The organism is Vibrio artabrorum, from assembly GCF_024347295.1.
GTDB lineage: Bacteria > Pseudomonadota > Gammaproteobacteria > Enterobacterales > Vibrionaceae > Vibrio > Vibrio artabrorum.
This window is the reverse complement of record NZ_AP025458.1, coordinates 2,481,857-2,506,707: the sequence shown is the minus strand read 5'-3', so window position 1 is coordinate 2,506,707 and position 24,851 is coordinate 2,481,857. Positions and strand designations below refer to the sequence as shown.

General features: G+C 45.3%; 23 protein-coding genes. 13 read left to right on the top strand and 10 right to left on the bottom strand.

What is annotated here, in order from left to right; all coding sequences use genetic code 11:
* The first annotated feature begins 77 nt into the window (after positions 1-77).
* The 3 genes from gshA to luxS are packed head-to-tail and all read left to right on the top strand — an operon-like array spanning position 78 to position 2,841.
* A complete protein-coding gene (gene gshA, locus OCU36_RS11145) occupies positions 78-1,646 on the top strand; it encodes a glutamate--cysteine ligase (RefSeq protein WP_261838074.1) in 1,569 nt (522 codons plus the stop codon).
* Between the two features lie 10 nt (positions 1,647-1,656).
* Positions 1,657-2,298, top strand: coding sequence for a transglycosylase SLT domain-containing protein (locus OCU36_RS11140; RefSeq protein ID WP_261838073.1), 642 nt, complete (start codon positions 1,657-1,659; stop codon positions 2,296-2,298).
* 24 nt (positions 2,299-2,322) lie between these two features.
* The gene (gene luxS, locus OCU36_RS11135; RefSeq protein WP_261838072.1) at positions 2,323-2,841 is read left to right on the top strand and encodes an S-ribosylhomocysteine lyase; all 519 of its coding nucleotides are present in this window, start codon (positions 2,323-2,325) and stop codon (positions 2,839-2,841) included.
* A 129-nt stretch (positions 2,842-2,970) separates the two neighbouring features.
* Here the strand turns inward: luxS and OCU36_RS11130 are convergent, their stop codons facing one another.
* Together OCU36_RS11130 and OCU36_RS11125 are read right to left on the bottom strand one after the other, a co-directional pair.
* Complete coding sequence (locus tag OCU36_RS11130) at positions 2,971-4,242, bottom strand: HlyC/CorC family transporter (protein WP_261838071.1); 1,272 nt, start codon at positions 4,240-4,242, stop codon at positions 2,971-2,973.
* 127 nt (positions 4,243-4,369) lie between these two features.
* A complete protein-coding gene (locus OCU36_RS11125; RefSeq protein WP_261839729.1) occupies positions 4,370-5,164 on the bottom strand; it encodes a cytochrome C assembly family protein in 795 nt (264 codons plus the stop codon).
* Between the two features lie 200 nt (positions 5,165-5,364).
* On the opposite strand from OCU36_RS11125, the gene ffh reads away from it, so the two are divergent.
* The 5 genes from ffh to rplS all read left to right on the top strand — a co-directional run bounded on the left by ffh (position 5,365) and on the right by rplS (position 8,978).
* Entirely contained in the window at positions 5,365-6,759 is a 1,395-nt protein-coding gene (gene ffh / locus OCU36_RS11120; protein WP_261838070.1) for a signal recognition particle protein, read from the top strand.
* A gap of 212 nt (positions 6,760-6,971) precedes the next feature.
* Entirely contained in the window at positions 6,972-7,220 is a 249-nt protein-coding gene (rpsP, locus tag OCU36_RS11115; protein WP_021705764.1) for a 30S ribosomal protein S16, read from the top strand.
* Positions 7,221-7,243: 23 nt separating this feature from the next.
* A complete protein-coding gene (gene rimM / locus OCU36_RS11110; RefSeq protein ID WP_261838069.1) occupies positions 7,244-7,798 on the top strand; it encodes a ribosome maturation factor RimM in 555 nt (184 codons plus the stop codon).
* A 26-nt stretch (positions 7,799-7,824) separates the two neighbouring features.
* Positions 7,825-8,565, top strand: a complete 741-nt coding sequence (gene trmD, locus OCU36_RS11105) for a tRNA (guanosine(37)-N1)-methyltransferase TrmD (protein WP_004735512.1) — start codon at positions 7,825-7,827, stop codon at positions 8,563-8,565.
* Between the two features lie 59 nt (positions 8,566-8,624).
* On the top strand, positions 8,625-8,978 hold the full coding sequence (rplS, locus tag OCU36_RS11100; RefSeq protein ID WP_004735514.1) for a 50S ribosomal protein L19: 354 nt from the start codon (positions 8,625-8,627) through the stop codon (positions 8,976-8,978).
* A 264-nt stretch (positions 8,979-9,242) separates the two neighbouring features.
* Here rplS and yacG read toward each other — a convergent pair whose 3' ends face one another.
* The 8 genes from yacG to nadC form a co-directional block, all read right to left on the bottom strand.
* The gene (yacG, locus tag OCU36_RS11095) at positions 9,243-9,440 is read right to left on the bottom strand and encodes a DNA gyrase inhibitor YacG (RefSeq protein WP_261838068.1); all 198 of its coding nucleotides are present in this window, start codon (positions 9,438-9,440) and stop codon (positions 9,243-9,245) included.
* A gap of 80 nt (positions 9,441-9,520) precedes the next feature.
* Positions 9,521-10,261, bottom strand: a complete 741-nt coding sequence (gene zapD / locus OCU36_RS11090; protein WP_261838067.1) for a cell division protein ZapD — start codon at positions 10,259-10,261, stop codon at positions 9,521-9,523.
* Between the two features lie 26 nt (positions 10,262-10,287).
* On the bottom strand, positions 10,288-10,902 hold the full coding sequence (gene coaE, locus OCU36_RS11085) for a dephospho-CoA kinase (protein WP_261838066.1): 615 nt from the start codon (positions 10,900-10,902) through the stop codon (positions 10,288-10,290).
* A 2-nt stretch (positions 10,903-10,904) separates the two neighbouring features.
* Positions 10,905-11,774, bottom strand: coding sequence for a prepilin peptidase (locus tag OCU36_RS11080; protein WP_261838065.1), 870 nt, complete (start codon positions 11,772-11,774; stop codon positions 10,905-10,907).
* 67 nt (positions 11,775-11,841) lie between these two features.
* Positions 11,842-13,071 (bottom strand): type II secretion system F family protein, encoded by a 1,230-nt coding sequence (locus OCU36_RS11075; protein ID WP_261838064.1) that lies wholly within the window; start codon positions 13,069-13,071, stop codon positions 11,842-11,844.
* A gap of 14 nt (positions 13,072-13,085) precedes the next feature.
* Positions 13,086-14,780: a type IV-A pilus assembly ATPase PilB gene (gene pilB, locus OCU36_RS11070; protein WP_261838063.1), complete on the bottom strand. Its 1,695-nt coding sequence runs from the start codon at positions 14,778-14,780 to the stop codon at positions 13,086-13,088.
* On the bottom strand, positions 14,773-15,186 hold the full coding sequence (locus OCU36_RS11065) for a pilin (protein ID WP_261838062.1): 414 nt from the start codon (positions 15,184-15,186) through the stop codon (positions 14,773-14,775). Before OCU36_RS11065 ends, pilB begins: the two co-directional genes overlap by 8 nt.
* A gap of 253 nt (positions 15,187-15,439) precedes the next feature.
* Positions 15,440-16,330: a carboxylating nicotinate-nucleotide diphosphorylase gene (gene nadC / locus OCU36_RS11060; RefSeq protein ID WP_261838061.1), complete on the bottom strand. Its 891-nt coding sequence runs from the start codon at positions 16,328-16,330 to the stop codon at positions 15,440-15,442.
* A gap of 83 nt (positions 16,331-16,413) precedes the next feature.
* On the opposite strand from nadC, the gene ampD reads away from it, so the two are divergent.
* From ampD to lpdA, 5 genes are all read left to right on the top strand, one after another.
* Positions 16,414-17,013, top strand: coding sequence for a 1,6-anhydro-N-acetylmuramyl-L-alanine amidase AmpD (gene ampD / locus OCU36_RS11055; protein ID WP_261839728.1), 600 nt, complete (start codon positions 16,414-16,416; stop codon positions 17,011-17,013).
* A gap of 483 nt (positions 17,014-17,496) precedes the next feature.
* The gene (gene pdhR, locus OCU36_RS11050; protein ID WP_261839727.1) at positions 17,497-18,258 is read left to right on the top strand and encodes a pyruvate dehydrogenase complex transcriptional repressor PdhR; all 762 of its coding nucleotides are present in this window, start codon (positions 17,497-17,499) and stop codon (positions 18,256-18,258) included.
* A 62-nt stretch (positions 18,259-18,320) separates the two neighbouring features.
* The gene (gene aceE, locus OCU36_RS11045) at positions 18,321-20,984 is read left to right on the top strand and encodes a pyruvate dehydrogenase (acetyl-transferring), homodimeric type (protein ID WP_261838060.1); all 2,664 of its coding nucleotides are present in this window, start codon (positions 18,321-18,323) and stop codon (positions 20,982-20,984) included.
* 30 nt (positions 20,985-21,014) lie between these two features.
* Positions 21,015-22,910 (top strand): pyruvate dehydrogenase complex dihydrolipoyllysine-residue acetyltransferase, encoded by a 1,896-nt coding sequence (aceF, locus tag OCU36_RS11040; RefSeq protein ID WP_261838059.1) that lies wholly within the window; start codon positions 21,015-21,017, stop codon positions 22,908-22,910.
* A gap of 241 nt (positions 22,911-23,151) precedes the next feature.
* Positions 23,152-24,579, top strand: a complete 1,428-nt coding sequence (gene lpdA, locus OCU36_RS11035) for a dihydrolipoyl dehydrogenase (RefSeq protein ID WP_261838058.1) — start codon at positions 23,152-23,154, stop codon at positions 24,577-24,579.
* Positions 24,580-24,851 lie beyond the last annotated feature (272 nt).

The window sequence follows — 24,851 nt, the reverse complement described above, 5'->3', positions numbered from 1 at the left end:
AAAAGATTCTATTTTTCTCCTCTAACCTAATTTATGATAGTTCTAATCAGAACGATATAAGATAAGTGAACTGAATTTTGACTGATTTTGCTGCGCGACTAAAGCAAGTTGCAACCAACCCTAAGACCTTTTCTCAATTCGGTCGCGGTGTTGAGAGGGAAACGTTACGCTATACGGATAATGGGCATCTTGCTACCGGGCCACACCCTGAGGCTTTGGGAGCTGCGTTGATGAACGAATGGATTACAACCGATTTTTCCGAGTCGCTGTTGGAGTTTATTACGCCAGTTTCGAGCGATGTTCCGACGTTATTGAATCAGTTGTCTGATGTCCACCACTTCACGCAAACTAAGTTAGGTGACGAAAAACTGTGGCCACTCTCAATGCCTTGTTATGTTGGCAGTGAAGCTGATATTCAGCTCGCTCAGTACGGCACTTCGAATAACGGCAAGATGAAGACGTTATATCGTGAAGGTTTAAAGCGACGTTACGGTAGCCTGATGCAGATTATCTCGGGTGTTCACTTTAATTTCTCTTTCCCAGAAAGCTTTTGGGATAGCCTGTTTGGAGAGCAAACAGAAGAAGCGCGTTGTGACGCTAAATCCGATGCTTACTTTGGTCTGATTCGTAACTATTATCGTTTTGGTTGGTTAATACCGTACTTTTTCGGTGCTTCGCCAGCGCTATGTTCTTCTTTTGTCAAAGGAAGAGAAACCAAATTACCTTTTGAAAAGGTGGGCGAAACACTGTTCTTGCCGAAAGCGACAGCGCTGCGGCTGAGCGATCTTGGTTATACTAACAGTGCGCAAAGTGTGCTGAAGATTGGCTTTAACAGCCTAGGCCAATATCTTGAAGGCTTGAACCAAGCGATTCGCACACCATCCGAAGAGTTTGCGGACATCGGCGTTAAGGTAGATGGCGAATACCGTCAGCTGAACAGCAACGTTCTTCAAATCGAGAACGAGCTTTATGCGCCGATTCGTCCTAAGCGTGTTGCTAAAAATGGTGAGAAGCCATCGGAAGCACTGGCTCGAGCTGGCGTCGAGTACATCGAGGTTCGCTCTTTAGACGTCAATCCATTCAGCTCAATCGGTATCAATGAGCAACAAGTGCGCTTCTTGGATTTATTCTTAACTTGGAGCGTTCTATCTGACTCTGCTGAGATGGATAACTGCGAACTTGAATGCTGGCGTGATAACTGGAACAAGGTGATCTTAGAAGGTCGTCAGATAGGTTTAGAGCTTCAAATTGGCTGTCATGGCGAGCGACTGTCTCTGCAAGATTGGGCTAAACGTGTCTTCAAAGATTTACGCGCCATTGCTGAATTGATGGATGCGGAGCAAGGCGGTCGAGCTTACCAAGAAACCTGTGATACGCTTGAAGTTTGGATTGATAACCCAGAACTGACGATTTCAGGTCAGTTACTTGAAGAGACTAAAAGATTAGGTGGTTTGGGTAAAGTAGGTTGTGCATTAGGAAAAACCTACGCTCAGCAACATAAAGCACACCAATATAAAGTGTATTCAGCTGAGTTAATGGAAGCTGAAGTTCAACGTTCTGTTATTGCTCAGCAAAAAAGTGAAGAAGCCAGTACTCAAGATTTTGATAGCTTCTTAGCGGATTATTTTTCGTATTTAAAAGCATAGCGAGTCGTTGGTGGAAAGGAAGAAAGGTTTGTTAGGTCACCCCACTTATCAATGGTTACCTGTAATTACTGTTGGTGTAGTCTCTAGCCTTTTGGCTGGCTGTGCAACGCCACCGCCTAAACAACAGAATAATCTGTGCAGTATCTTCAGAGAGAACCCTTCGTGGTATGAAGATGCACTGGATATGCAAGAAGAGTGGGGCACCCCCATTAATGTAGCGATGGCTTTTGTGAAACAAGAGAGTAGCTTTCGTCATGATGCGCGCCCACCCAAAGATTATATTTTGGGCTTTATTCCATGGGGACACGTGAGCAGCGCCTACGGTTATGCACAAGCTCAGGATCCGGCTTGGGAAGACTTCCAAAAAGCGACGAATCATGGTGGCTCAAGAGCGAATTTTGATGATGCATTGATGTTTATCGGTTGGTATACCAGCGAAACACGTCGTCAACTGGGCATATCGCTGTGGGATCCTTACAATCAGTATTTAGCTTATCATGAAGGCAGCGGTGGGTATAAACGCAAATCATACAATAGAAAACCATCTTTGATTAAGGTGGCTCGCAAAGTTGAACAGCAAGCAAAAGATTATGGATGGCAACTTAAACAGTGCCGTAAAGAATTAGAAGACAATCGGAGTTGGTTTTTTTAAACCCCTCCGTTATGGAGAATAGCAATGCCTTTATTAGATAGTTTCACTGTTGATCACACACGCATGAATGCACCCGCAGTTCGTGTTGCTAAAACAATGCAAACCCCAAAAGGGGATACCATCACGGTATTTGACCTACGCTTCACCGCACCAAACAAAGATATCCTGTCTGAGAAAGGTATCCATACTTTAGAGCACCTATACGCTGGGTTCATGCGAGCTCATCTGAATGGTTCAGATGTTGAGATCATCGACATTTCACCAATGGGTTGTCGCACCGGTTTCTACATGAGCTTAATCGGCACACCTTCAGAGCAGCAAGTGGCTGATGCTTGGTTAGCGGCAATGCAAGATGTACTGAAGGTTGAGAATCAGAATAAGATTCCTGAGCTGAATGAGTACCAATGTGGTACTGCCGCGATGCACTCTTTGGATGAAGCGAAAGGCATCGCGAATGCGATCATCGCTGCCGGTATTTCGGTAAACAAAAATGATGAATTGGCACTGCCAGAGTCAATGTTACAAGAGCTTAAAATCGACTAATCATCGTTCACCTTGAATGCGGTGAGTTAGATATTAAAAGGCCCGGTTCAATGAACCGGGCCTTTTGTTTTTGTTGTCGTTGTCGTGTGAGTTTATGACGACCCACTTAGTTATTCCAACAAGCCACTTTTATCCGTTCACGATCTGCGGGAACACACGCACAAGCTTGATGCGGTTCTCTTCAAGTTCAACGATTTCCATGGGGTGGCTGGCAACCTGAACACTCAGGTGACTCTCAGGAATATCTTCAAGGTGTTCCAGTATCAAACCATTCAACGTTCTTGGACCGTCGGTTGGCAGTGTCCATTGCAGGCCTTTATTAATGTCTCGGATATTGGCACTGCCTTCAATCAAGAAGCTGCCATCGCTTTGCGGAGTAATTTCCTCAGATAAGCTTGGGGTGATTGAGGTGGTAAATTCACCTACGATCTCTTCTAGAATATCTTCAAGGGTAACCAAACCATTGATATCGCCATATTCATCGACAATTAAGCCGATACGCTGTTTATTGCGTTGAAACTTAAGCAGTTGAGTATTGAGTGGGGTTGCCTCAGGGATGAAATAGATCTCATCTGCGGCACGTAAAAGTGTTTCTTTATTGAACTCATTTTTCTCAAGCATCAAGCGGTAAGCTTCACGTAGCCTCAGCATACCAACGACTTCATCTATCTGGTCACGATACAGGACCACACGGCCATGAGGGGAGTGGGTCAACTGACGAACGATCGATTTCCAATCGTCATTGATATCGATGCCCGTTATCTCATTACGTGGCACCATAATGTCATTCACGGTGACATGCTCTAAATCTAAAATAGAAACCAACATATCTTGGTGGCGCTGAGGTATTAGGCTTCCCGCTTCATTGACCACGGTTCTCAGCTCTTCCGAGCTTAAATGGTCAGTTGCATCGTGGCTGGCTTTGACACCAAGGATGCGAATAAAGCCATTGGTAATGAAGTTAACTAAAATGACCAGTGGTGACAGTACTTTCATCAGTATCATTAACAGGATGCTACTGGCGTAAGAGACACGTTCTGGAAATAAAGAAGCGACCGTTTTTGGGGTGACTTCGGCAAACACGAGGATCACGAGAGTCAGGACACCGGTAGCAATCGCTACGCCGATATCTCCATAGATGCGCATGCCAAGAATAGTCGCGATCGCAGACGCAAGAATGTTGACGAGATTGTTGCCGATGAGGATGAGGCCGATCAATCTGTCTGGGCGATTCAGAAGTTTTTCTACGCGTTTAGCACCTTTATGGCCCGTATTGGCTAGATGCTTTAAACGGTAGCGGTTCAAGGACATCATGCCCGTTTCGGAACCAGAGAAATAACCAGAAATTACAATGAGACACGCGAGTAGCGCAAATAAGATACCCGTTGATATGTCGTCCAAAACTATTCTTTTCCTATGAGTGTATCTTGATTAATTTATGACCGAACATGGTCAAGATGTCAATTGAATGTCTCACACTCAATATATTAAAGGCAAGGTGTGTGAAACCCTGCCTTCATTTTACAGATTAATTCAGAATGATTTCCTGAACGAAGCGGCTACCGAAGTAGGCTAATGTAAGCATACAAGCACCGGCAAGTGCAAACCAAGTGACCTTCTGTCCCCGCCAACCTTTTTGGTAGTGACCCCATAGAAGAATGGAGTAGATAATCCAAGCGATAAAAGACAGCACGGCTTTGTGCGCTTTCCCTTGAGCAAACATATCTTGTACGAAGATAAGACCGGTCAGTAAGGTGCCTGTTAATAAACCATTACCGATCAGAATGATCTTGAAAAGTTGTCTTTCAACCATCATTAAGGGAGGGAGGTTCGGGTTGATTACCAGCGCTTTTTTCTTTTTAAGTTTGTGGTCGAGCCACGCGAGCTGCAAGGCATATAGCGCACCGATACTCAGTGTCGCGTATGAAAATAACGCCAAAGAAATGTGCACGAGGAGTTTTGGGTCGTTTTCTAAATGCTTGATGAAGGTACTTGGAAGAAAAGCCGCGGCCATCAAATTGAGCGCAGCGAAACTATACACGACGGGTAAGATGAACCACAGTCGGGTTTTGAGCATCGCACTGCTCATCACCAGAGAGACGATTAAACTGATCAATGAAGCAACGTTCAAGATACTGAGGTTTTGACCGTTGGCATTAAAGATTAAATCGCCAAGCAACCAAGCATGGAAAGCTAAAGCAAGTAATGCGCTGATAAACACCGTTTTGACACGGATCCTTGTTTGGTGCACAAGACCTGGAATGATCGTGGAGATCGCCATTGCATAAAGAAAGGCTGCTGCGATCGCAATAAGACTGTCCATGGTATCCATTTTAATGATTACTAATATGTGAATTATACCTCGCATCGCTCTTTGGGGCTATGGCGAACCTCATTCAATTCCCCGTGAATAATGTCTGACATCACAAGCACGGATGATTAACGCTCGACAACGGGTATGACTCTAATCCGCGCTAATGTATACTTAACTTAATAATCGCAGGATTGAGCGAAGAGAAAACTATGTTTGATAATCTAACGGATCGTCTATCCAAAACGCTGAAGAACATCAGCGGTAAAGGTCGCCTGACCGAAGACAACATAAAAGAGACACTGCGTGAAGTACGTATGGCGCTACTTGAAGCCGACGTTGCACTGCCAGTTGTCCGCGATTTTGTTAAGCGCGTAAAAGAAGGTGCTGTGGGGGTTGAGGTTTCTAAATCTCTAACGCCCGGTCAAGAATTCATTAAGATCGTTCAAGCTGAACTTGAAGCGGTGATGGGGGAGTCTAACGAGGCTCTTAACTTAGCGGCGCAACCGCCTGCCGTCATCTTAATGGCTGGTCTACAAGGTGCAGGTAAAACCACATCGGTCGGTAAGCTATCTAAACTCCTGACTGAACGTGACAAGAAAAAAGTGCTGGTTGTGTCTGCCGACGTTTACCGTCCTGCGGCGATCAAACAGCTAGAAACATTAGCCAGCGATGTGGGGGTCGATTTCTTCCCATCTTCAGCGGATCAAAAGCCTCTTGATATTGCCAACGCTGCCATCGACCACGCGAAGAAGAAATTCTACGACGTACTTATTGTCGATACTGCGGGTCGTCTGGCTATCGATGAAGGGATGATGGGCGAGATCAAAGAGCTTCATACCGCAATCAAGCCGGTAGAAACTCTGTTCGTTGTTGATGCCATGACAGGTCAAGATGCTGCGAATACAGCAAAAGCCTTTGGTGATACGTTACCACTCACGGGTGTTATCTTAACGAAAGTGGATGGTGATGCGCGTGGTGGTGCCGCTCTGTCTGTTCGCCACATCACAGGCAAACCGATTAAGTTCTTAGGTGTGGGTGAAAAGACGGACGCACTAGAACCGTTCCACCCGGATCGTGTTGCTTCTCGTATCCTAGGTATGGGCGACGTACTGTCTCTTATTGAAGACCTACAGAAAAACGTTGATACCGAAAAAGCAGAGAAACTGGCGAAGAAGTTCAAAGAGAAGAAAGGCTTTGATCTTGAAGACTTCCGTGAACAGCTTGGTCAGATGCAAAATATGGGCGGCATGATGGGCATGATGGATAAGCTTCCTGGTATGTCTCAGCTACCTAACAACGTAAAAGATAAAGTTGATGACAAGATGTTCAAGCAGATGGAAGCGATCATCAACTCTATGACCATGAAAGAGCGCCTGCGCCCAGAACTAATCAAAGGTTCACGCAAGAAGCGTATTGCGGCAGGTTCAGGCACTCAAGTACAAGATGTAAACCGTATGCTGAAACAGTTCACTCAAATGCAGAAGATGATGAAGAAAATGCAGAAGGGTGGAATGAAAGGCATGATGCGCAACATGCAAGGCATGATGGGCGGCGGTGGAGGTATGGGCGGAATGGGTGGTGGTTTTAACCCGTTTGGTCGATAACCTACAAATGTAAGCTTTAGCTACGTTACTTTTCATAGTGTTAGCCGCATCACAGAAAGTGTGCGATGGCTATGTTGGTGAAAAAATGGCTAAAGCCCTTGCATTGCCCCGGAATAAGAGTAAAATTCCGGGGCTTTAATTTGGCACGAGACCCCAAGCTATTTACTTATACTTGGGGTTAATTATTTTATTAAGAAAGCAAAGAGGACGACATGGTAACCATTCGTTTGGCACGTCACGGTGCAAAGAAGCGCCCATTTTATCAAATCGTAGTTGCGGATAGCCGTAACTCTGCAACTGGCCGTTTCATCGAGAAAGTAGGTTTCTTTAACCCTACTGCTCAAGGTCAAGAAGAAGGTCTACGTCTAGACCTAGATCGCGTTAACCACTGGGTTGGTCAAGGCGCATCTCTATCTGACCGCGTAGCTAAGCTAGTTAAAGACGCTCAAAAAGCGGCTTAATTCTTTTTTAAGAGAAATAGCTTATGTCGATGAAGGGTAAAGAAACTATGAGCAAGCAAAACGAAAGAATTGTCATGGGTAAACTTGGGTCTACCTATGGTATTCGTGGCTGGCTTAAAGTGTTCTCCTACACAGACAATGCTGAAAGCATATTTGATTACAGTCCTTGGTATATAAAGATCAAGGGCGAGTGGGTTGAGTATAAAGTTGAGAGCTGGAAACGTCATGGTCAAGGCTATGTATGTAAGCTAGCGGGATTAGATGTTCGTGAAGACGCGCAACTGATGACTAACTTTGAAATTGCTATTGACCCTGCTTCGTTACCTGAATTGTCAGAAGATGAATTCTACTGGCGTGAATTGTTCGGTATGCAAGTTTTTACCACTAAAGGTTACGACCTTGGTGAGGTCACTGACCTATTAGAAACTGGCTCGAACGATGTTCTAGTAATAAAAGCAAATCTTAAAGATGCTTTTGGCCAAAAGGAACGGTTAGTACCGTACCTTGAAGAGCAAGTGATCAAGAAAGTTGATCGCGAAGCTCGCCGGATCGAAGTTGACTGGGATCCTGGATTCTAACTCCTAATTACAGAGCGAGAGAACACATGTGGGTTGGCATTATTAGCCTGTTTCCTGAAATGTTCCGTTCTGTTACTGATTTTGGAGTAACAGGTCAAGCGGTTAAAAAAGGTCTTTTATCTATTGAGACATGGAATCCTCGCGATTTCACTCATGATAAACATCGCACTGTTGATGATAGACCTTACGGTGGTGGTCCTGGCATGTTAATGATGGTTCAGCCTTTGCGCGATGCTATCCAAACAGCCAAGCAAGCAGCACCGGGAAAGACGAAAGTTATCTATCTTTCACCTCAAGGTCGTAAACTCGACCAGAAAGGTGTTGAAGAGTTGGCAACAAACGAGAACTTGCTTCTTATTTGTGGTCGCTATGAAGGGGTAGATGAGCGCATTATTCAATCTGAAGTCGATGAAGAATGGTCGATTGGAGATTTTGTGATGACGGGTGGCGAACTGCCAGCCATGACGTTGATTGATTCAGTCTCTCGGTTTGTTCCGGGTGTACTTGGAGATTTCGCTTCAGCAGAAGAAGATTCTTTTGCCAATGGTTTGCTCGATTGCCCCCATTATACGCGCCCTGAGGTGCTAGACGATAAAGATGTGCCATCGGTACTCAAGTCTGGAAACCATAAGGACATTCGTCGCTGGCGATTAAAACAATCGTTGGGCCGAACTTGGCTAAGAAGACCAGAGCTCCTGGAAAACCTAGCTCTGACTGACGAACAGGAACAATTACTGGCTGAATTCATTAAAGAGCAACGCTCTTAACGAAAAGCAAGCAGTAACCTATTAAATTTAGTATCAGTTTATTCTAGGAATTTATACAAATGAGCAACATCATCAAGGCTCTTGAAGAAGAGCAACTAAAATCAGACCTTCCTAAATTCGCACCAGGTGACACTGTTGTAGTTCAGGTTAAGGTAAAAGAAGGTGACCGTGAGCGTCTACAGGCTTTCGAAGGCGTTGTAATCGCTATTCGTAACCGTGGTCTACACTCTGCATTCACAGTTCGTAAGATCTCGAACGGTGAAGGCGTAGAGCGTGCGTTCCAAACTCACTCTCCAATGGTTGATAGCATCGAAGTTAAACGCCGTGGTGCAGTACGTCGTGCCAAGTTGTACTACCTACGTGAGCGTTCTGGTAAGTCAGCTCGTATTAAAGAGAAACTTACTAAAAAGTAATTCTTTTTGCATTCTATCGATAAAAGCGGAGCCATTAGGCTCCGCTTTTTTGTGCCTGCTAATTAGAGCTTCGCAGGTAAGAGATTCCCAACTCGCTCGTCCCTCGCTCTTGAGGATGACGGACCAAAGCGAAACTCATATTTAACCGTCATTCCCTAGACTGACGAAGGAAGGAGTAGGGAATCTCCATTAGTGCAGTATTATAGGCAATAAAAAAGGGTCGACGTTAAACGCTAACCCTTCAAAATTTACTCGCGACTCGGCCTAGTACGGATCTTCTGACCAACCATCGCTATCTGACATATCAGGTGCGCCTGCGATGCTGTTTTCTTCGTCTGCCCATTCGCCGAAATCAATCATTTGACACTGCTTGCTACAAAATGGGCGATATGGGCTTTGCTCACCCCACTCAACATCAGTCTTACATTGAGGGCATTTAACGATGGTGATTTTCTTCGACATAGTGATTCTTAACTTGAAGGTGGAATAACAGTTAATTTAGGCTTGAGTGACGACTCAAGCAAGCGATAAAAGGGCATTCATTAGGTGCAGATAGCCAACTCAAATTCGATATCTTGAGTGCAGGCTTGCCCTGTTTCAAAGCTGATGAACTTGATGGCAAAACGGTTTTTATGCCCCGAAATCATGGGATAAGCGCCATAGTGCATAGGGATGGACAGGCGAAGGATATTTGCTTCGTCAGCATCGCTCTGGAAAAATCCTACTCGAGCAATTTGACCTTTAAGGTGGCCAGTTTCTCTGGTTAGCTTTAGCCAAAGCGTGAGTGCTTCATACAAAGGCTGCAGGCTATCCATCCATGTTTTAGCATCTCTCATTTTTTTCTCGAGGGGCAGATGCAGCCAATAATGTAATGCGGGTAGATCAAAACAACATGAGCCACCAGGTAGATTAAAACGTTGACGAATGGCACTCAGGAAACGATCTTCTTTGAGTGATTGCCCAAAACGCTCTGCCTGCATGAGATTGCGATATATGTTACCCACATCATTAAGCAATGACGTTAGCATCTCTTGATCAACGCCTTCAACGTTTAACCAGCTTTTGTAGGTTAGACGTTGTTTCTCAATATCTTTTGCGAGTTCGCTTTTGAGTTGAATCTGTTCAAAAATTTCAACCAGATCAAAAATAGAGCGGAAAAAGAGTTGATACTGTTGAGCATCGGAAAATGTAGAAGATAGGTGAAGTTGCCTCAAGAGCGATTCAACTCTTAAGTAGATTCGTGTTTTTTCATTTAGAGGATGTTCAAACTTATGGGAGATCATCAAGCAAACCTTTCTTCAATATACATCTATTCTGACCTATCTATGGTACTTAATGCCACATACTTTTGGTGTAAATCTGTGATTTGAGGCAAAAGTTCATGGTTTTTAGTATGGTTTTCAATCACGTCATTTGCAACGGCCAAGCGTTGCTCTCTTGAAGCCTGCGATTTTAAAATGGCAATCACCTGTTCTCTAGAAACATTGTCGCGACTCATGGTTCGTTCTATTTGCACTTCTGTGGGCACATCCACGATCAAAACGCGATCGGCCATGCCTTGCATTTGATTTTCAACCAATAGCGGTGCGACTAATAAAGCATAAGGCGAAGTCACTTTAGACAGGTCACTGTTAATTTTGTCGCGGATCATCGGATGAAGAAGATCATTGAGCCACTGCTTCTCGTTGGGTTCAGAGAAGATCACTTCACGCAGTTTAGAGCGGTTTAGCGTCCTATCTTCAAGCAATATCTCTTCACCAAAGTGAGCGACAATCTGTTTGAGACCCTCGCTGCCTAGTGCGACTACTTCACGCGCCACAATATCAGCATCGACAATATCAATATTAAAGTGTTGATTGAAGAGGTTAGCGACGGTGGTTTTACCGCTGGCGATGCCACCGCTTAATCCGATAATGATTGCCATACTTAAAGTCCTAGTACCGAAGTGAAATACCAACCCATAATGTCATTACCCCACAATAGACTTACCCAACCGGCGATCGCCAGATAGGGGCCAAACGGGAAAGCTTTATCGATACCTTGCTGTTTTAAGCGAAGTTGGATTAACCCAAAAATAAGTCCGACAAGCGATGACAAGAGAATGATCATGGGTAGATATTGCCAACCAAGCCATGCACCAAGCGCGGCCAAGAGTTTGAAGTCACCGTAACCCATGCCTTCTTTGCCTGTGAGTAGTTTGAACAGCCAATACACAGACCATAGGGCTAGGTAGCCGGCCATTGCACCAACGACAGAGTCTTGAAGTGATATGGGACTGACATCAAACAGAGCTAAAGCGATACCAGACCAAATTAGAGGTAAGGTGATTTGATCCGGTAATAGCATGGTATCGAGATCGATGAAAGTCGCACTGATCAATGCGAAGGTGAAAAATATCAAAGCAATAGTGTAGTAACTGAAACCAAAGTGGCTAGCGACAACGGTGCAAAGGATGGCCGTAAGCAGTTCGACGAGAGGATAGCGAGCACTGATTGGATTCGCACAGCTGTGGCACTTACCCTTTAAGAACAACCAACTTAAGACTGGAATGTTGTCGACGATTCTTAATTGGGTTTTGCATTTCGGGCAGGCAGAGCGAGGAATACTGAGATTAAACTTCCCCTCTGGTGCTGGAATTTTATATTGAGAGAAATACTCCGAGCACTCTTGTTGCCATTCTCGTTCCATCATGATCGGTAAACGGTGTATGACGACGTTGAGAAAGCTGCCGATAAGCAGGCTAAAAATGAAAGCTAATACGGGGAATAGCCAAGGATAGTAGTGAAATACTTCCATAGTGTCCTTTACCACTTAATCAGAGTGAGCAGAGGTAGGCTGCTCATGGGTGTTTAGTTGCTTTTAGCTATCCTAACACACTCATAAGATTAAAGATCGGTAAGTACATCGCGACCACAAGCCCCCCCACCACTGTACCTAAAAATACGATGATCAGTGGCTCTAAAATCTTGCCTAAATTTTCCACGGTGTTGTCGACTTCAAACTCGTAAATAGAAGCCACTTTATTGAGCATATCATCGAGGTTACCCGACTCTTCGCCTATCATCACCATTTGCAAAACCATTTCTGGGAAGGCATTGGTATTGCGCATGGCAATGTACATCGGCATGCCTGCTGCGGTCTCACGGTGAACCTCAATGATGGCCGATTCATAATGCAGGTTGCCTGCTGTTTTGGCTGTGGTTTTGAGGCTCATTAGAATAGGAATCCCTGAGCTGAAGCTGGTTGATAACGTCCGGCTGAATTTTGCGATAGAAGCTTTGGCTAAAACTCCACCGAGAATAGGGAAGCGCAACCCGAGGCGGCTTAAAGACAATTTCATGGAATGGGAGCGTTGACATAGTTGATGGATAAACAAAATGATTATCCCAATCCCCACTGCGGTATAGAGGCTATAAGCCTGCATCCAGTCGGAAAGATAGAGTACTTGTTGAGTGAACCAGGGTAGGTCGGCGCCAAAGCCAGAAAACATCGATTCAAATTCAGGGATGACCATGGTGAGCATTAAATAGGAAACGATCAGGGCAACCGCAACAACCATTGCGGGATAGATGAGCGCCTTGATAACTTTAGATTTTAGTTGTTCACTTTTTTCACGATAGGTTGCTAAACGTTCAAATACTTGTGCTAGGTTGCCGGAGAGTTCCCCTGTCGCAACTAAATCGGTATACAGATCATCAAAATGACAGCTTGCGGTTCGCATTGCTTTTGAAATCGGGGTTCCCGCTTCAACGCCTTTACAGATGCGCGATAAAATCGACTTCATTTCAGCTTTGCGGTGATTGTCTGAAACCAGTTTAATGGCTTGTACGATGGGCACACCAGTCGCCAACATGGTCGCCAGTTGGCGAGTCAAGATTGTGATGTCTTTGGTTTTGACTCGATGTGTTAAACGAGTCAGTGCTGAAATGTTTTTGTTTTTAATTTTCTTTATTTGGATATGCTGATCTTTGAGCTTGTCTCGGACTTCTAATTCGGAGAGTGCTAAAGTTTGCCCAGAAACCTTTTTGCCTGAGCTGTTAATGCCCTTCCAATAGTAGTTTTTGAGTTTTGATTGTTTGCTTTTACGACTCATTCTTACTCCGTGAATTATAGGTACAGAACACGTTGTAGCTCTTGATAGCTGGTGGTGCCCTCAAGCAATTTATCCAGACCGGACTCTTGCAGCGTTCTCATGCCTTCTCGGCGAGCCAAATGTTCAATGGTTAACGCGTCCGGTTTTTCGATCAGGCTACTTTTGAGCTGGTCACTAAACAACATCACTTCGTAGATACCCACTCGACCGGAATAACCTTGATTACACTCATTACACCCTTGAAGGTTGGCTTTGTAGATGGTTTGGTTGTCAGGAATCGAGTGGCGTAAAAATATGTCTGGGGAGTCGTCCGTTACTTTGCAATGGCGGCATAATCGTCTTGCTAATCTCTGCGCGATAATCAAGCTCAGTGATGAAGCAAGATTAAAAGGTTCTATTCCCATATGAGCGAGCCGAGTGACGGTTTCTGCTGCGGAGTTGGTGTGCAGTGTCGAAAGGACTAAGTGTCCCGTTTGTGAGGCTTTGATCGCGATCTCTGCAGTTTCTAAATCACGTATCTCACCAACCATCACCACATCGGGATCTTGCCGTAAAAACGATCGCAGTGCCTCAGCAAATCCAAAGCCGATTTTAGGCGTCACTTGAACCTGATTGATGCCGTATAGGTTAATCTCGACCGGATCTTCGGCTGTTGAAATGTTGCGTTCCGTGGTGTTGAGGACACGAAGGCCAGTATAAAGGGAGACGGTTTTCCCGCTGCCGGTTGGGCCGGTCATTAAAATCATCCCTTGTGGTCGTTTTAAGGCGCTGAGATAGAGTGCTTTTTGATCTTCGCTGTAACCGAGTTTATCGATATCGAGATTGGCCGCGCTGCTGTCTAGAAGACGCAGTACGATCTTTTCTCCCCAGAGTGTTGGTAGTGTGGACACGCGCATATCAATCGCCAGGTCGTCGTTTAAACGTAACTTTATGCGACCGTCTTGAGGCAATCGGCGTTCGGCAATATCCAGCTTAGCAAGAATCTTTAAGCGAGCTGATAAACGGCGACTTAAATGGGAAGCGGGTTGCTGGGTCTCTATGAGGATGCCATCGCAACGCAGCCGCACGCGATAGTGTTCTTCGTAGGGCTCAAAATGGATATCGGATGCGCCCTTGCGTACCGCATCAACCAGTATCTGATTGATAAAACGGCTTACCGGAGAGTCGTCTTGGCTAAGATCTTCAATAGAAGCGATCTCATCATCAGAGATCTCAACCAGATTGGCGAGTTCATCTTGGCTGATCTCTTTGCGCTTGGAGTCTTGCCCGGAAATAGAACGGCCATACAGTTTGCGTATTGCGCCTTCCAGCTCAGAGTAGTTAGCGACAACCAATTCGATCTGTAATCCGGTCGCAAATCGAAAATCATCTTCTGCGAGTAAATCGGTCGGGTCAGCGGAGGCGAGTGTCAGAGTGGAGTTAGAGACGGAAATCGGGATAGCTCGATATTTAGTGATCAGTTCACGAAGCCCTAATTGTTCACACAAGCTTTCATAGTCGGTATTGACGAGTTGTACTAACGGTAAACCGAAGATGGTTTTAATGTTGCTTGCTAAGGAATCGCCAGTGAAGAAATCGAGAACGAGTAAAGCTTCAGGCGTCGAAATGCCTGAAGCTTGTACATGTTCCGCCACGGCTTGTTCTTGTGTCAGGCTAAGTAAATCAGCCTGACGAAGAACGGTTGGGAGGTTGGTCGGTAAATTAGTCACAGCCTTCTAGATCTAATCCTGTAAGTGTCGTGTTAGCACTGCGAGTGCAGGCCCAACCCGTGCCTGAACGTGTAATCGTAATAACGCCAGTATTCAGAGCCCCTTCATCGAAGGTAAATGCAATCGAAGTTCCTGAAGCGGTGATTTCTCCTAGAGTGTTTGCACCAGATGAAATACCTAATGCACTAGCACCTCCACTAATAGCCCCGTCTTGCTGGATTAATAGTTCTGCTGGTGTAACTAAAGATTTTAGTGTGGCCAATGCAGATGATGCTTGGCTTTTTGTTACGTAATCTTTATACGCAGGCACTGCGATCGCTGACAACACACCAATGATCGCCACCACGATCATCAATTCAATTAAGGTAAAACCTTTCTGATTGGTTTTTCTTTTTTTGTTCTTCATTGTTCTATTCCATTGTTGAGTTAGTTGTAGCGCAAGCACTGGTTGATAGAAAGAATAGAAGTCGAAATAGGGAAGTGGAATGGTGTTCAGGTGTGGTCGCGAGTGGTTTGGTATTTATTAGTGTAGCGTTTCATATAGCGCGCAAAATTATGCGATCAGCTTAAATAACGGCTGTAATACTGATAATTCAGGCAATAAAAAAGCACGGTCATCAACCGTGCTTTGATATGAAAATCATTTATTATTCAGTTGATTACGCTTTGAATCTCATCGATAGGTCCATTGCTTTTAGGTGCTTAGTCAGTGCACCTACGGAGATGTAATCAACGCCTGTTTCAGCAAATTCTGCAATGGTGTCTAGCGTCACGTTACCTGAGTTTTCGAGTGCAGCACGCCCAGCGTTGATTCTAACGGCTTCACGCATCATGTCTGTGGTGAAGTTGTCGAGCATGATGATGTCTGCGCCAGCGCTGATCGCTTGCTCTAGCTCTGCTAGGCTTTCGGTTTCCACTTCTACTGGCTTTCCTGGGTTCAGCTCTTTTGCAGTAGAGATAGCCTTCTCAATACCACCACAAGCGATGATGTGGTTTTCTTTGATTAGGTAAGCATCAAAAACACCAATACGGTGATTGAAACCGCCACCACAAGCAACCGCGTATTTCAGTGCACTGCGTAGTCCGGGGATGGTTTTACGAGTGTCTAATAGGCGGCATTCTGTGTGTTTGATTTTGTCTGCGTAGATTGCCGTTGTCGTTGCACAGCCTGATAGCGTTTGAATGAAGTTCATTGCGTTACGCTCACCGGTTAATAGCGCGCGTGCCGGGCCAGTCAGTGTGCAAAGCGTTTGGTTTGGTTCTACTTTGTCGCCATCTTCAACGTTCCACTCGATGGTGACTTCACCACCCAGTTGCTTAAACACTTCATCAGCCCAAGCTTTACCACAGAATACGCCGTGCTCACGGGTAATGATGGTTGCACTGTTGATTGCGCCTGCAGGGATTAGACTTGCCGTAATATCAGCCGCAGGATCTAACGTGCCGCCTAGATCTTCTTTGATGGTCTCAGCGACTGCACGAGTGATCTCGAGAGGCAGTTGCTGTTTTAAGTAGTCAAGGCGTTGGTGGCTGTTATGTGTGTTTTTCATCGCAAATCTAATCTTGAAAGGGAGTGAGAATGGCATGATACTCTTGCTTAACTTCAAATTAAAGAGGCTAGCGCGACGGCTCTATAGGCAAGGCCAGATCTTATTGTGCTAGCAGAAAAGAAAGTGAGACCCAGATGATGATCTGCTCCAATGGATGGTACGACAACGCTCGGCATGTTCCTTCCCCATATTTTGATGCTAGACCGAGTATCGACGATATCTCTCTGCTGGTGGTGCACAATATTAGTTTGCCTCCGAGCCAATTTGGTGGACCTTATATTGAACAGTTTTTTACGGGGAAACTTGATCCCACTGAGCATCCGTTTTTTAAGGTGATCCACAAAATGGGTGTCTCTGCGCATTGTTTGATTCGCCGTGATGGTGAGGTCGTCCAGTTTGTCTCATTTCTTGACCGTGCTTGGCACGCCGGCCAATCGAGTTTTGCAGGGCGTGAAAGGTGCAATGATTATTCGATTGGCATTGAGCTGGAAGGCAGTGATTTTGTGGCTTATAGCGAGCTTCAGTATCAAGCGCTGACCCAATTAACAGAAACGATTGTATCCACTTTCCCTCAAATCACCACGGAACGTATCACTGGCCATCAATATATTGCACCACTGCGTAAAACCGATCCTGGTTTGGTGTTCGACTGGCAAAAGTTTAAAAAAAATCTCAAGGTTTAAGTCTCTACCTTGAAGAGAGTCTTACTGCTGTTAGGCGCTGAATAGTCAACGCTTAGCATAATGACTGGTGCATTTTTGTTGTTGCGATGTAAAGAAAGTGGTGGAGAGAAGAGCCTTTACAAATAGAGAGAGTGACGCGCTTATCAAATCGTCATTTATTAAAACTTATGAACAGAAACCCCATCTTAAATGTGCGCTTGGTTCTATTTGTAAACAAGTGCTGCTAATCTTTCTGAAACAAATTATTTTTATCTTGAAACTTTTTCACACGATTCCTGCCCAAAAGTATAACCCCTGTAAATGGTAAGACCATTTCGGTTGCTGTTTTAAACTTCATTTGTTAACCCTTGGTTAATTCGCGCCTCATTCTATGATGTAGGTCAATTTTGCACTGGACAGTGGCGTTTTAATTATGTTAATTTCTGCTCAACTTAAAATTGGTATTACCAATTGTCAGCGAAGAAAAAAGAAGAACAACAAACTATGGCTTATCAAAGGATTCGTCAGCCAAAACTCTCCGATGTTATCGAACAAGAGTTAGAAAGGTTGATAGTGGAAGGAACACTGGCTCCTGGGCAGCAATTGCCACCCGAGCGCGAACTGGCGAAACAGTTCGATGTGTCTCGTCCTTCAATCCGAGAAGCGATACAACGTTTGGAAGCCAAACGCTTGCTTACCCGTCGTCAAGGTGGGGGAACGTTTGTGAGTGAAAATATCTGGAAAAGCTTTTCAGATCCTTTGCTTAATTTGTTGTCATCCCATTCTGAAACCCAACTAGACTTGTTGGAATCGCGTCATGCGATGGAAGGGATTTCGGCTTACTTTGCGGCATTACGTGGCACTGATGAAGACTTTGTTCGAATTCAAGCATGCCAAGAAAAAATTCACGACGCGCAAGATAAGGGTGATATAGAAGCCGAATCTGCAGCCGTGATGGCTTTTCTTATTGCTTTAACAGAGGCAGCACACAATGTGGTGTTATTGCACATTGTACGCAGTTTGGCTCCGTTACTTGAACAAAACGTTTTGCAGAATTTAAAGCTGTTGCATCGTCGTAAAGACGTTGTGGAGAAAGTGAGTATACATCGAGCTAACATTGTAGATGCGATTGTTTCAGGGCAGCCAGAACAGGCGCGTGAAATGTCACATTCTCATTTAGCTTACATCGAAGAAACATTGCTGGATTTGACCAAAGAAGAATCGCGTCGCGAGCGCTCTTTACGTCGAATTCAACAGGGTAAATAACCGTAATACTTCGGCTATTTACATGTTTAGTAGAATCCAACTAACAAAAAGGATAGATCGCCATGTCTGACATGAAGCATGACGTTGATGCTCTGGAAACTCAAGATTGGTTAGAAGCTCTTGAATCAGTAGTACGTGAAGAAGGTGTAGAACGTGCACAGTTTTTACTAGAACAAGTTCTAGATAAAGCGCGTTTAGATGGTGTTGATATGGCTACAGGCATCAACACAAACTACATCAACACCATTCCAGCAGCACAAGAGCCAGCTTACCCTGGTGACGTAACTCTTGAGCGTCGTATTCGTTCGATTATTCGCTGGAACGCAATCATGATCGTATTGCGTGCTTCTAAGAAAGACCTAGACCTTGGCGGTCACATGGCTTCTTACCAGTCAGCTGCCGCGTTCTACGAAGTCTGTTTCAACCACTTCTTCCGTGCTCCAAACGAGACAGACGGTGGCGATCTGGTTTACTACCAAGGTCACATATCTCCTGGTATCTACTCGCGTGCATTCGTTGAAGGTCGTCTCACTGAAGAGCAGCTAGATAACTTCCGTCAAGAAGTGGATGGCAAAGGTATCCCTTCATACCCGCACCCGAAACTGATGCCTGAGTTTTGGCAGTTCCCGACCGTATCTATGGGTCTTGGCCCTATCTCTGCTATCTACCAAGCGCGCTTCCTTAAGTACCTTGATGGCCGTGGCCTGAAAGATACGTCAGCGCAACGCGTATACGCGTTCCTAGGTGACGGTGAGATGGATGAGCCAGAATCACGTGGTGCTATCTCTTTCGCTGCGCGTGAGAAGCTAGACAATCTATGTTTCCTAATCAACTGTAACCTGCAGCGTCTAGACGGCCCTGTAATGGGTAACGGCAGCATCATCCAAGAACTTGAAGGTCTATTTAAAGGCGCAGGTTGGAACGTTGTTAAAGTTATCTGGGGCAATAACTGGGATGCTCTATTAGCTAAAGATACAACGGGTAAGCTGCTACAGCTTATGAACGAAACGATCGACGGTGACTACCAAACATTCAAATCGAAAGATGGCGCATACGTACGTGAGCACTTCTTTGGTAAGTACCCAGAAACAGCTGCACTAGTTGCAGACATGACTGATGACGAAATCTTCGCGCTTAAGCGTGGTGGTCACGATTCTTCTAAACTGTTTGCTGCATTCAACAATGCAAAAGAGACAAACGGTAAGCCAACGGTCATCCTAGCTAAGACGGTTAAAGGTTACGGCATGGGTGATGCCGCTGAAGGTAAGAACATTGCACACGGTGTTAAAAAAATGGACATGACTCATGTTCAACACCTGCGTGATCGCCTAGGCCTAGAAGATATTCTTTCTGATGAGAAAGTGGCTGAACTTCCTTACCTAAAACTGGAAGAAGGTTCTGCTGAGTACGAATACCTGCACGCTCGTCGTAAAGCACTAAAAGGTTACACGCCACAGCGCCTACCTAAGTTCACACAAGAGTTTAAAGTACCAGAACTCGAAGAGTTCGCTCCTCTACTGGGTGCTCAAAAGCGTGAAATCTCGACCACTATGGCTTATGTACGTACGCTAAACATTCTGCTTAAAGATAAGAACATTGGTAAGAACATTGTTCCTATCATCTGTGATGAAGCGCGTACATTTGGTATGGAAGGTCTCTTCCGTCAGGTTGGTATCTACAACCCACACGGTCAAGAATACACACCTGAAGATAAAGGTATCGTTTCTTACTACAAAGAAGCAACGTCTGGTCAAGTACTTCAAGAAGGTATCAACGAACTCGGTTCTATGGCTTCATGGGTTGCTGCTGCAACTTCATACAGCACCAACGATCTACCGATGATCCCGTTCTACATCTACTACTCAATGTTCGGTTTCCAACGTATTGGTGACATGGCATGGCTAGCTGGCGATCAACAAGCTCGTGGCTTCCTACTCGGTGCTACTGCAGGTCGTACAACACTGAACGGTGAAGGTCTACAGCACGAAGATGGTCACTCGCACATCCAAGCGAACACGATCCCGAACTGTATCTCTTACGACCCAACATTCGCTTACGAGCTAGCAGTAATCATGCAAGATGGTATCCGTCGCATGTACGGTCCTGAGCAAGAGAACGTTTACTACTACCTAACAGTAATGAACGAGAACTACGCAATGCCAGCAATGCCAGAAGGCGCTGAAGAAGGCATCCGTAAAGGTATCTACAAGCTTGAATCTCACGCTGGTGCTAAGGGCAAAGTTCAACTAATGAGCTCTGGTACTATCATGAACGAAGCGCGTAAAGCGGCTGAAATTCTAAGCGAAGAGTACGGCGTAGCATCTGACGTATTCTCTGTAACGTCGTTCAACGAACTAACTCGTGACGGCCAAGCGGTAGAGCGTGACAACATGCTTCACCCAGAAGCGGAAGAGAAAGTACCGTACATCACGACTGTTCTTGGTAACGAACCTGCGATCGCAGTGACTGACTACATGAAGAACTACGCTGAGCAAGTACGTGCGTACATGCCAACTGAGTCTTACAAAGTACTTGGTACAGATGGTTTCGGCCGTTCTGACAGCCGTGCAAACCTACGTCGTCACTTCGAAGTTAACGCTGGCTACATCGTAGTTGCAGCTCTAACTGAACTGGCTAAACGTGGTGATATCGAGAAATCTGTCGTTGTTGAAGCAATTGCTAAATTCGATATCGACACTGAAAAAACAAATCCACTTTACGCTTAATACAGCGCTAAACTAGAAGGTAAATAAGCAATGGCAATCGAAATTAATGTACCTGACATCGGTGCGGATGAGGTTGAAGTTACTGAGATTCTTGTAAGCGTTGGCGACAAGGTTGAAGAAGAACAGTCTCTGATCACTGTTGAAGGCGATAAAGCTTCTATGGAAGTTCCAGCGTCTCAAGCGGGTATCGTTAAAGAAATCAAAGTAGCGGAAGGCGATTCTGTTTCTACTGGTTCTCTTATTATGATCTTCGAAGCGGAAGGTGCAGCAGCACCAGCAGTTGAAGCGGCGGCACCAGTTGCAGCTGCTCCTGCAGCGGCGGCTCCTTCTGTTGCGAACGAACTGAAAGAAGTTCACGTTCCAGATATCGGCGGTGATGAAGTAGAAGTTACTGAAATCATGGTTAAAGTTGGCGATGCAGTAGAAGAAGAGCAATCTCTTCTTACTGTTGAAGGTGACAAAGCTTCTATGGAAGTACCAGCACCATTTGCAGGTATCGTTAAAGAAATCAAGATCGCTTCTGGTGACTCAGTATCGACTGGTTCTCTTGTGATGGTATTTGAAGTCGCGGGTTCAGGCGCTCCAGTGGCAGCAGCTTCTGCTCCTGTGGCAGCACCCGTTGCCGCGGCTCCAGCAGCATCCGCTGAAAAAGAAGTAAACGTTCCTGATATCGGTGGTGACGAAGTCGAAGTGACTGAAATCATGGTCGCGGTTGGCGATACAGTAGAAGAAGAGCAATCTCTAATCACTGTTGAAGGCGATAAAGCGTCAATGGAAGTGCCTGCACCATTCGCTGGTACAGTAAAAGAGATCAAGATTGCAGCTGGCGACACAGTGTCAACGGGCTCTCTAATCATGACTTTCGTCGTTGAAGGCGCAGCGCCTGCTCCTGTTGCAGCACCTGCACAAGCAGCAGCTCCAGCGGCGGCACCGGCTCCTAAAGCAGAAGCACCTGCAGCGGCTCCAGCCGCTGGCGACTTCCAAGATAACGGTGACTACGCGCACGCTTCTCCAGTTGTTCGTCGTCTAGCTCGTGAATTTGGCGTTAACCTTTCTAAGGTTAAAGGTACTGGTCGTAAGAGCCGTATCCTTAAAGAAGACGTTCAGTCTTACGTTAAAGATGCACTTAAGCGTCTTGAGTCTGGTGCCGCGGCATCTGGCAAAGGCGGCGACGGTTCTGCTCTTGGTCTACTACCATGGCCAAAAGTTGACTTCAGCAAGTTTGGCGAAACTGAAGTTCAGAAGCTTTCTAAGATTAAGAAGATCTCTGGCGCTAACCTGCACCGTAACTGGGTAATGATCCCTCACGTTACACAGTGGGACAACGCAGACATCACTGAGCTAGAAGCATTCCGTAAAGAACAGAACGCAATCGAAGCGAAGAAAGACACGGGCATGAAGATCACGCCACTTGTGTTCATCATGAAAGCGGTTGCTAAAGCGCTAGAAGCATTCCCAGCGTTTAACTCTTCTCTTTCTGAAGATGGCGAAAGCATCATTCTTAAGAAGTACGTAAACGTGGGTATCGCAGTTGATACACCAAACGGTCTAGTGGTTCCTGTTTTCAAAGACGTGAACAAGAAAGGCATTTACGAGCTATCTGAAGAGCTAATGGCTGTTTCTAAGAAAGCACGTTCTGGTAAGCTAACAGCGGCAGACATGCAAGGCGGTTGTTTCACAATCTCTAGCCTTGGTGGCATTGGCGGTACGGCATTTACTCCAATCGTAAACGCGCCAGAAGTAGGTATCCTAGGGGTATCTAAGTCTGAAATTAAGCCAGTTTGGAATGGTAAAGAGTTCCAACCACGTCTACAGCTTCCACTGTCTCTATCATACGATCACCGCGTGATCGATGGTGCTGAAGGTGCTCGCTTTATTACTTTCCTAAACAGCGCACTATCTGATATTCGTCGTTTAGTACTGTAATTGAGAAAGTAATGATAAGGTGACTTGCGGGTCACCTTAATTCTTTAGATAAAGATTATTTTTAGAGAACAGTTTCCTGCAGTTCTTATTATCTGATAGGGAATTGTTGTCTAGCTCACAGGCTAACTGAAAGCTACTTTCACACCGTTAACATCTCTGTAAAATGTTTCCTGTTTGAAAGCCCAATGATTTTAAGAACATCTACTCAGCCTGTTAGGGATAATGACTACAAGAGGTCACAATGAGCAAAGAAATTAAAGCCCAAGTTGTTGTACTTGGTTCAGGTCCTGCTGGTTACTCAGCAGCATTCCGTTGTGCGGATTTAGGTCTAGAAACCGTTCTGGTAGAACGTTACAGCACGCTTGGTGGTGTATGTCTAAACGTTGGTTGTATTCCATCAAAAGCACTTCTTCATGTTTCAAAAGTCATTGAAGAAGCGAAAGCGATGGCAGAGCACGGCGTTGTATTCGGCGAGCCACAAACGGACATCAACAAAATCCGTATTTGGAAAGAAAAAGTAGTAGATCAACTGACTGGTGGTCTTGGCGGTATGGCTAAGATGCGTAACGTTACGGTTGTTAACGGTTTCGGTAAGTTCACTGGTCCTAATAGCATCGAAGTTGTTGGCGAAGAAACGACAACAATTAACTTTGATAATGCAATTATTGCAGCGGGTTCTCGCCCAATCAAACTTCCTTTCATCCCACATGAAGACCCACGTATTTGGGATTCTACGGATGCACTAGAACTAAACGAAGTACCTGAAAAACTGCTTATCATGGGCGGCGGTATCATCGGTCTTGAGATGGGTACGGTTTACCACTCTCTAGGTTCTAAAGTTGAAGTTGTAGAGATGTTCGATCAAGTTATCCCTGCTGCGGATAAAGACATCGTTAAAGTTTTCACTAAGCGCATTAAGAATAAGTTCAAGCTAATGCTTGAAACTAAAGTGACTGCTGTTGAAGCGAAAGAAGACGGTATCTACGTTTCAATGGAAGGCAAAAAAGCACCAGCTGAAGCTGAGCGCTACGATGCTGTTCTTGTTGCTATCGGTCGTGTTCCAAACGGTGCACTTATCGACGCTGAAAAAGCGGGTATCGAAGTTGATGAACGTGGCTTCATCAATGTTGATAAGCAAATGCGTACTAACGTTCCTCACATCCACGCGATCGGTGACGTTGTTGGTCAACCAATGCTTGCTCACAAAGGTGTGCATGAAGGTCACGTAGCTGCTGAAGTTATCTCTGGTAAGAAGCACTACTTCGACCCTAAAGTCATCCCATCCATTGCGTACACTGAGCCAGAAGTTGCTTGGGTAGGTAAGACTGAGAAAGAAGCGAAAGCTGAAGGCATCAACTACGAAGTGGCGACTTTCCCTTGGGCAGCTTCTGGTCGTGCAATCGCATCTGACTGTGCAGACGGTATGACTAAGATGATCTTCGATAAAGAGACTCATCGCGTAATCGGTGGTGCTGTTGTTGGTACGAACGGTGGTGAACTTCTTGGCGAAATCGGCCTAGCAATCGAAATGGGTTGTGATGCAGAAGATATCGCTCTTACTATCCACGCTCACCCAACGCTACACGAGTCTGTTGGTCTAGCTGCGGAAGTCTTCGAAGGTTCAATCACTGACCTTCCAAACAAGAAAGCAGTGAAAAAGAAAAAGTAATTCTTTTTTAGCCACTCGCTAATGTTTTTAAAAGCCGCTGATTCGTCAGCGGTTTTTTTATGTCTGAAGAAACGTTGGTCGTCATGCTTGTAGAGATCCCCAACTCGCTCGTCCCTCGCTCTTGAGGATGACGAAGTGAGGTGTTGAAGCTTATATTTTGGTGATTATTCAGCGTGAAGGAGAGAACTGTCACTCGGTATTCCCGTCATTCTCTAGACTGACGGAAGAAGGAATAGAGAATCTCTGACTTCAGTGTCTGATTCATTTCTTCG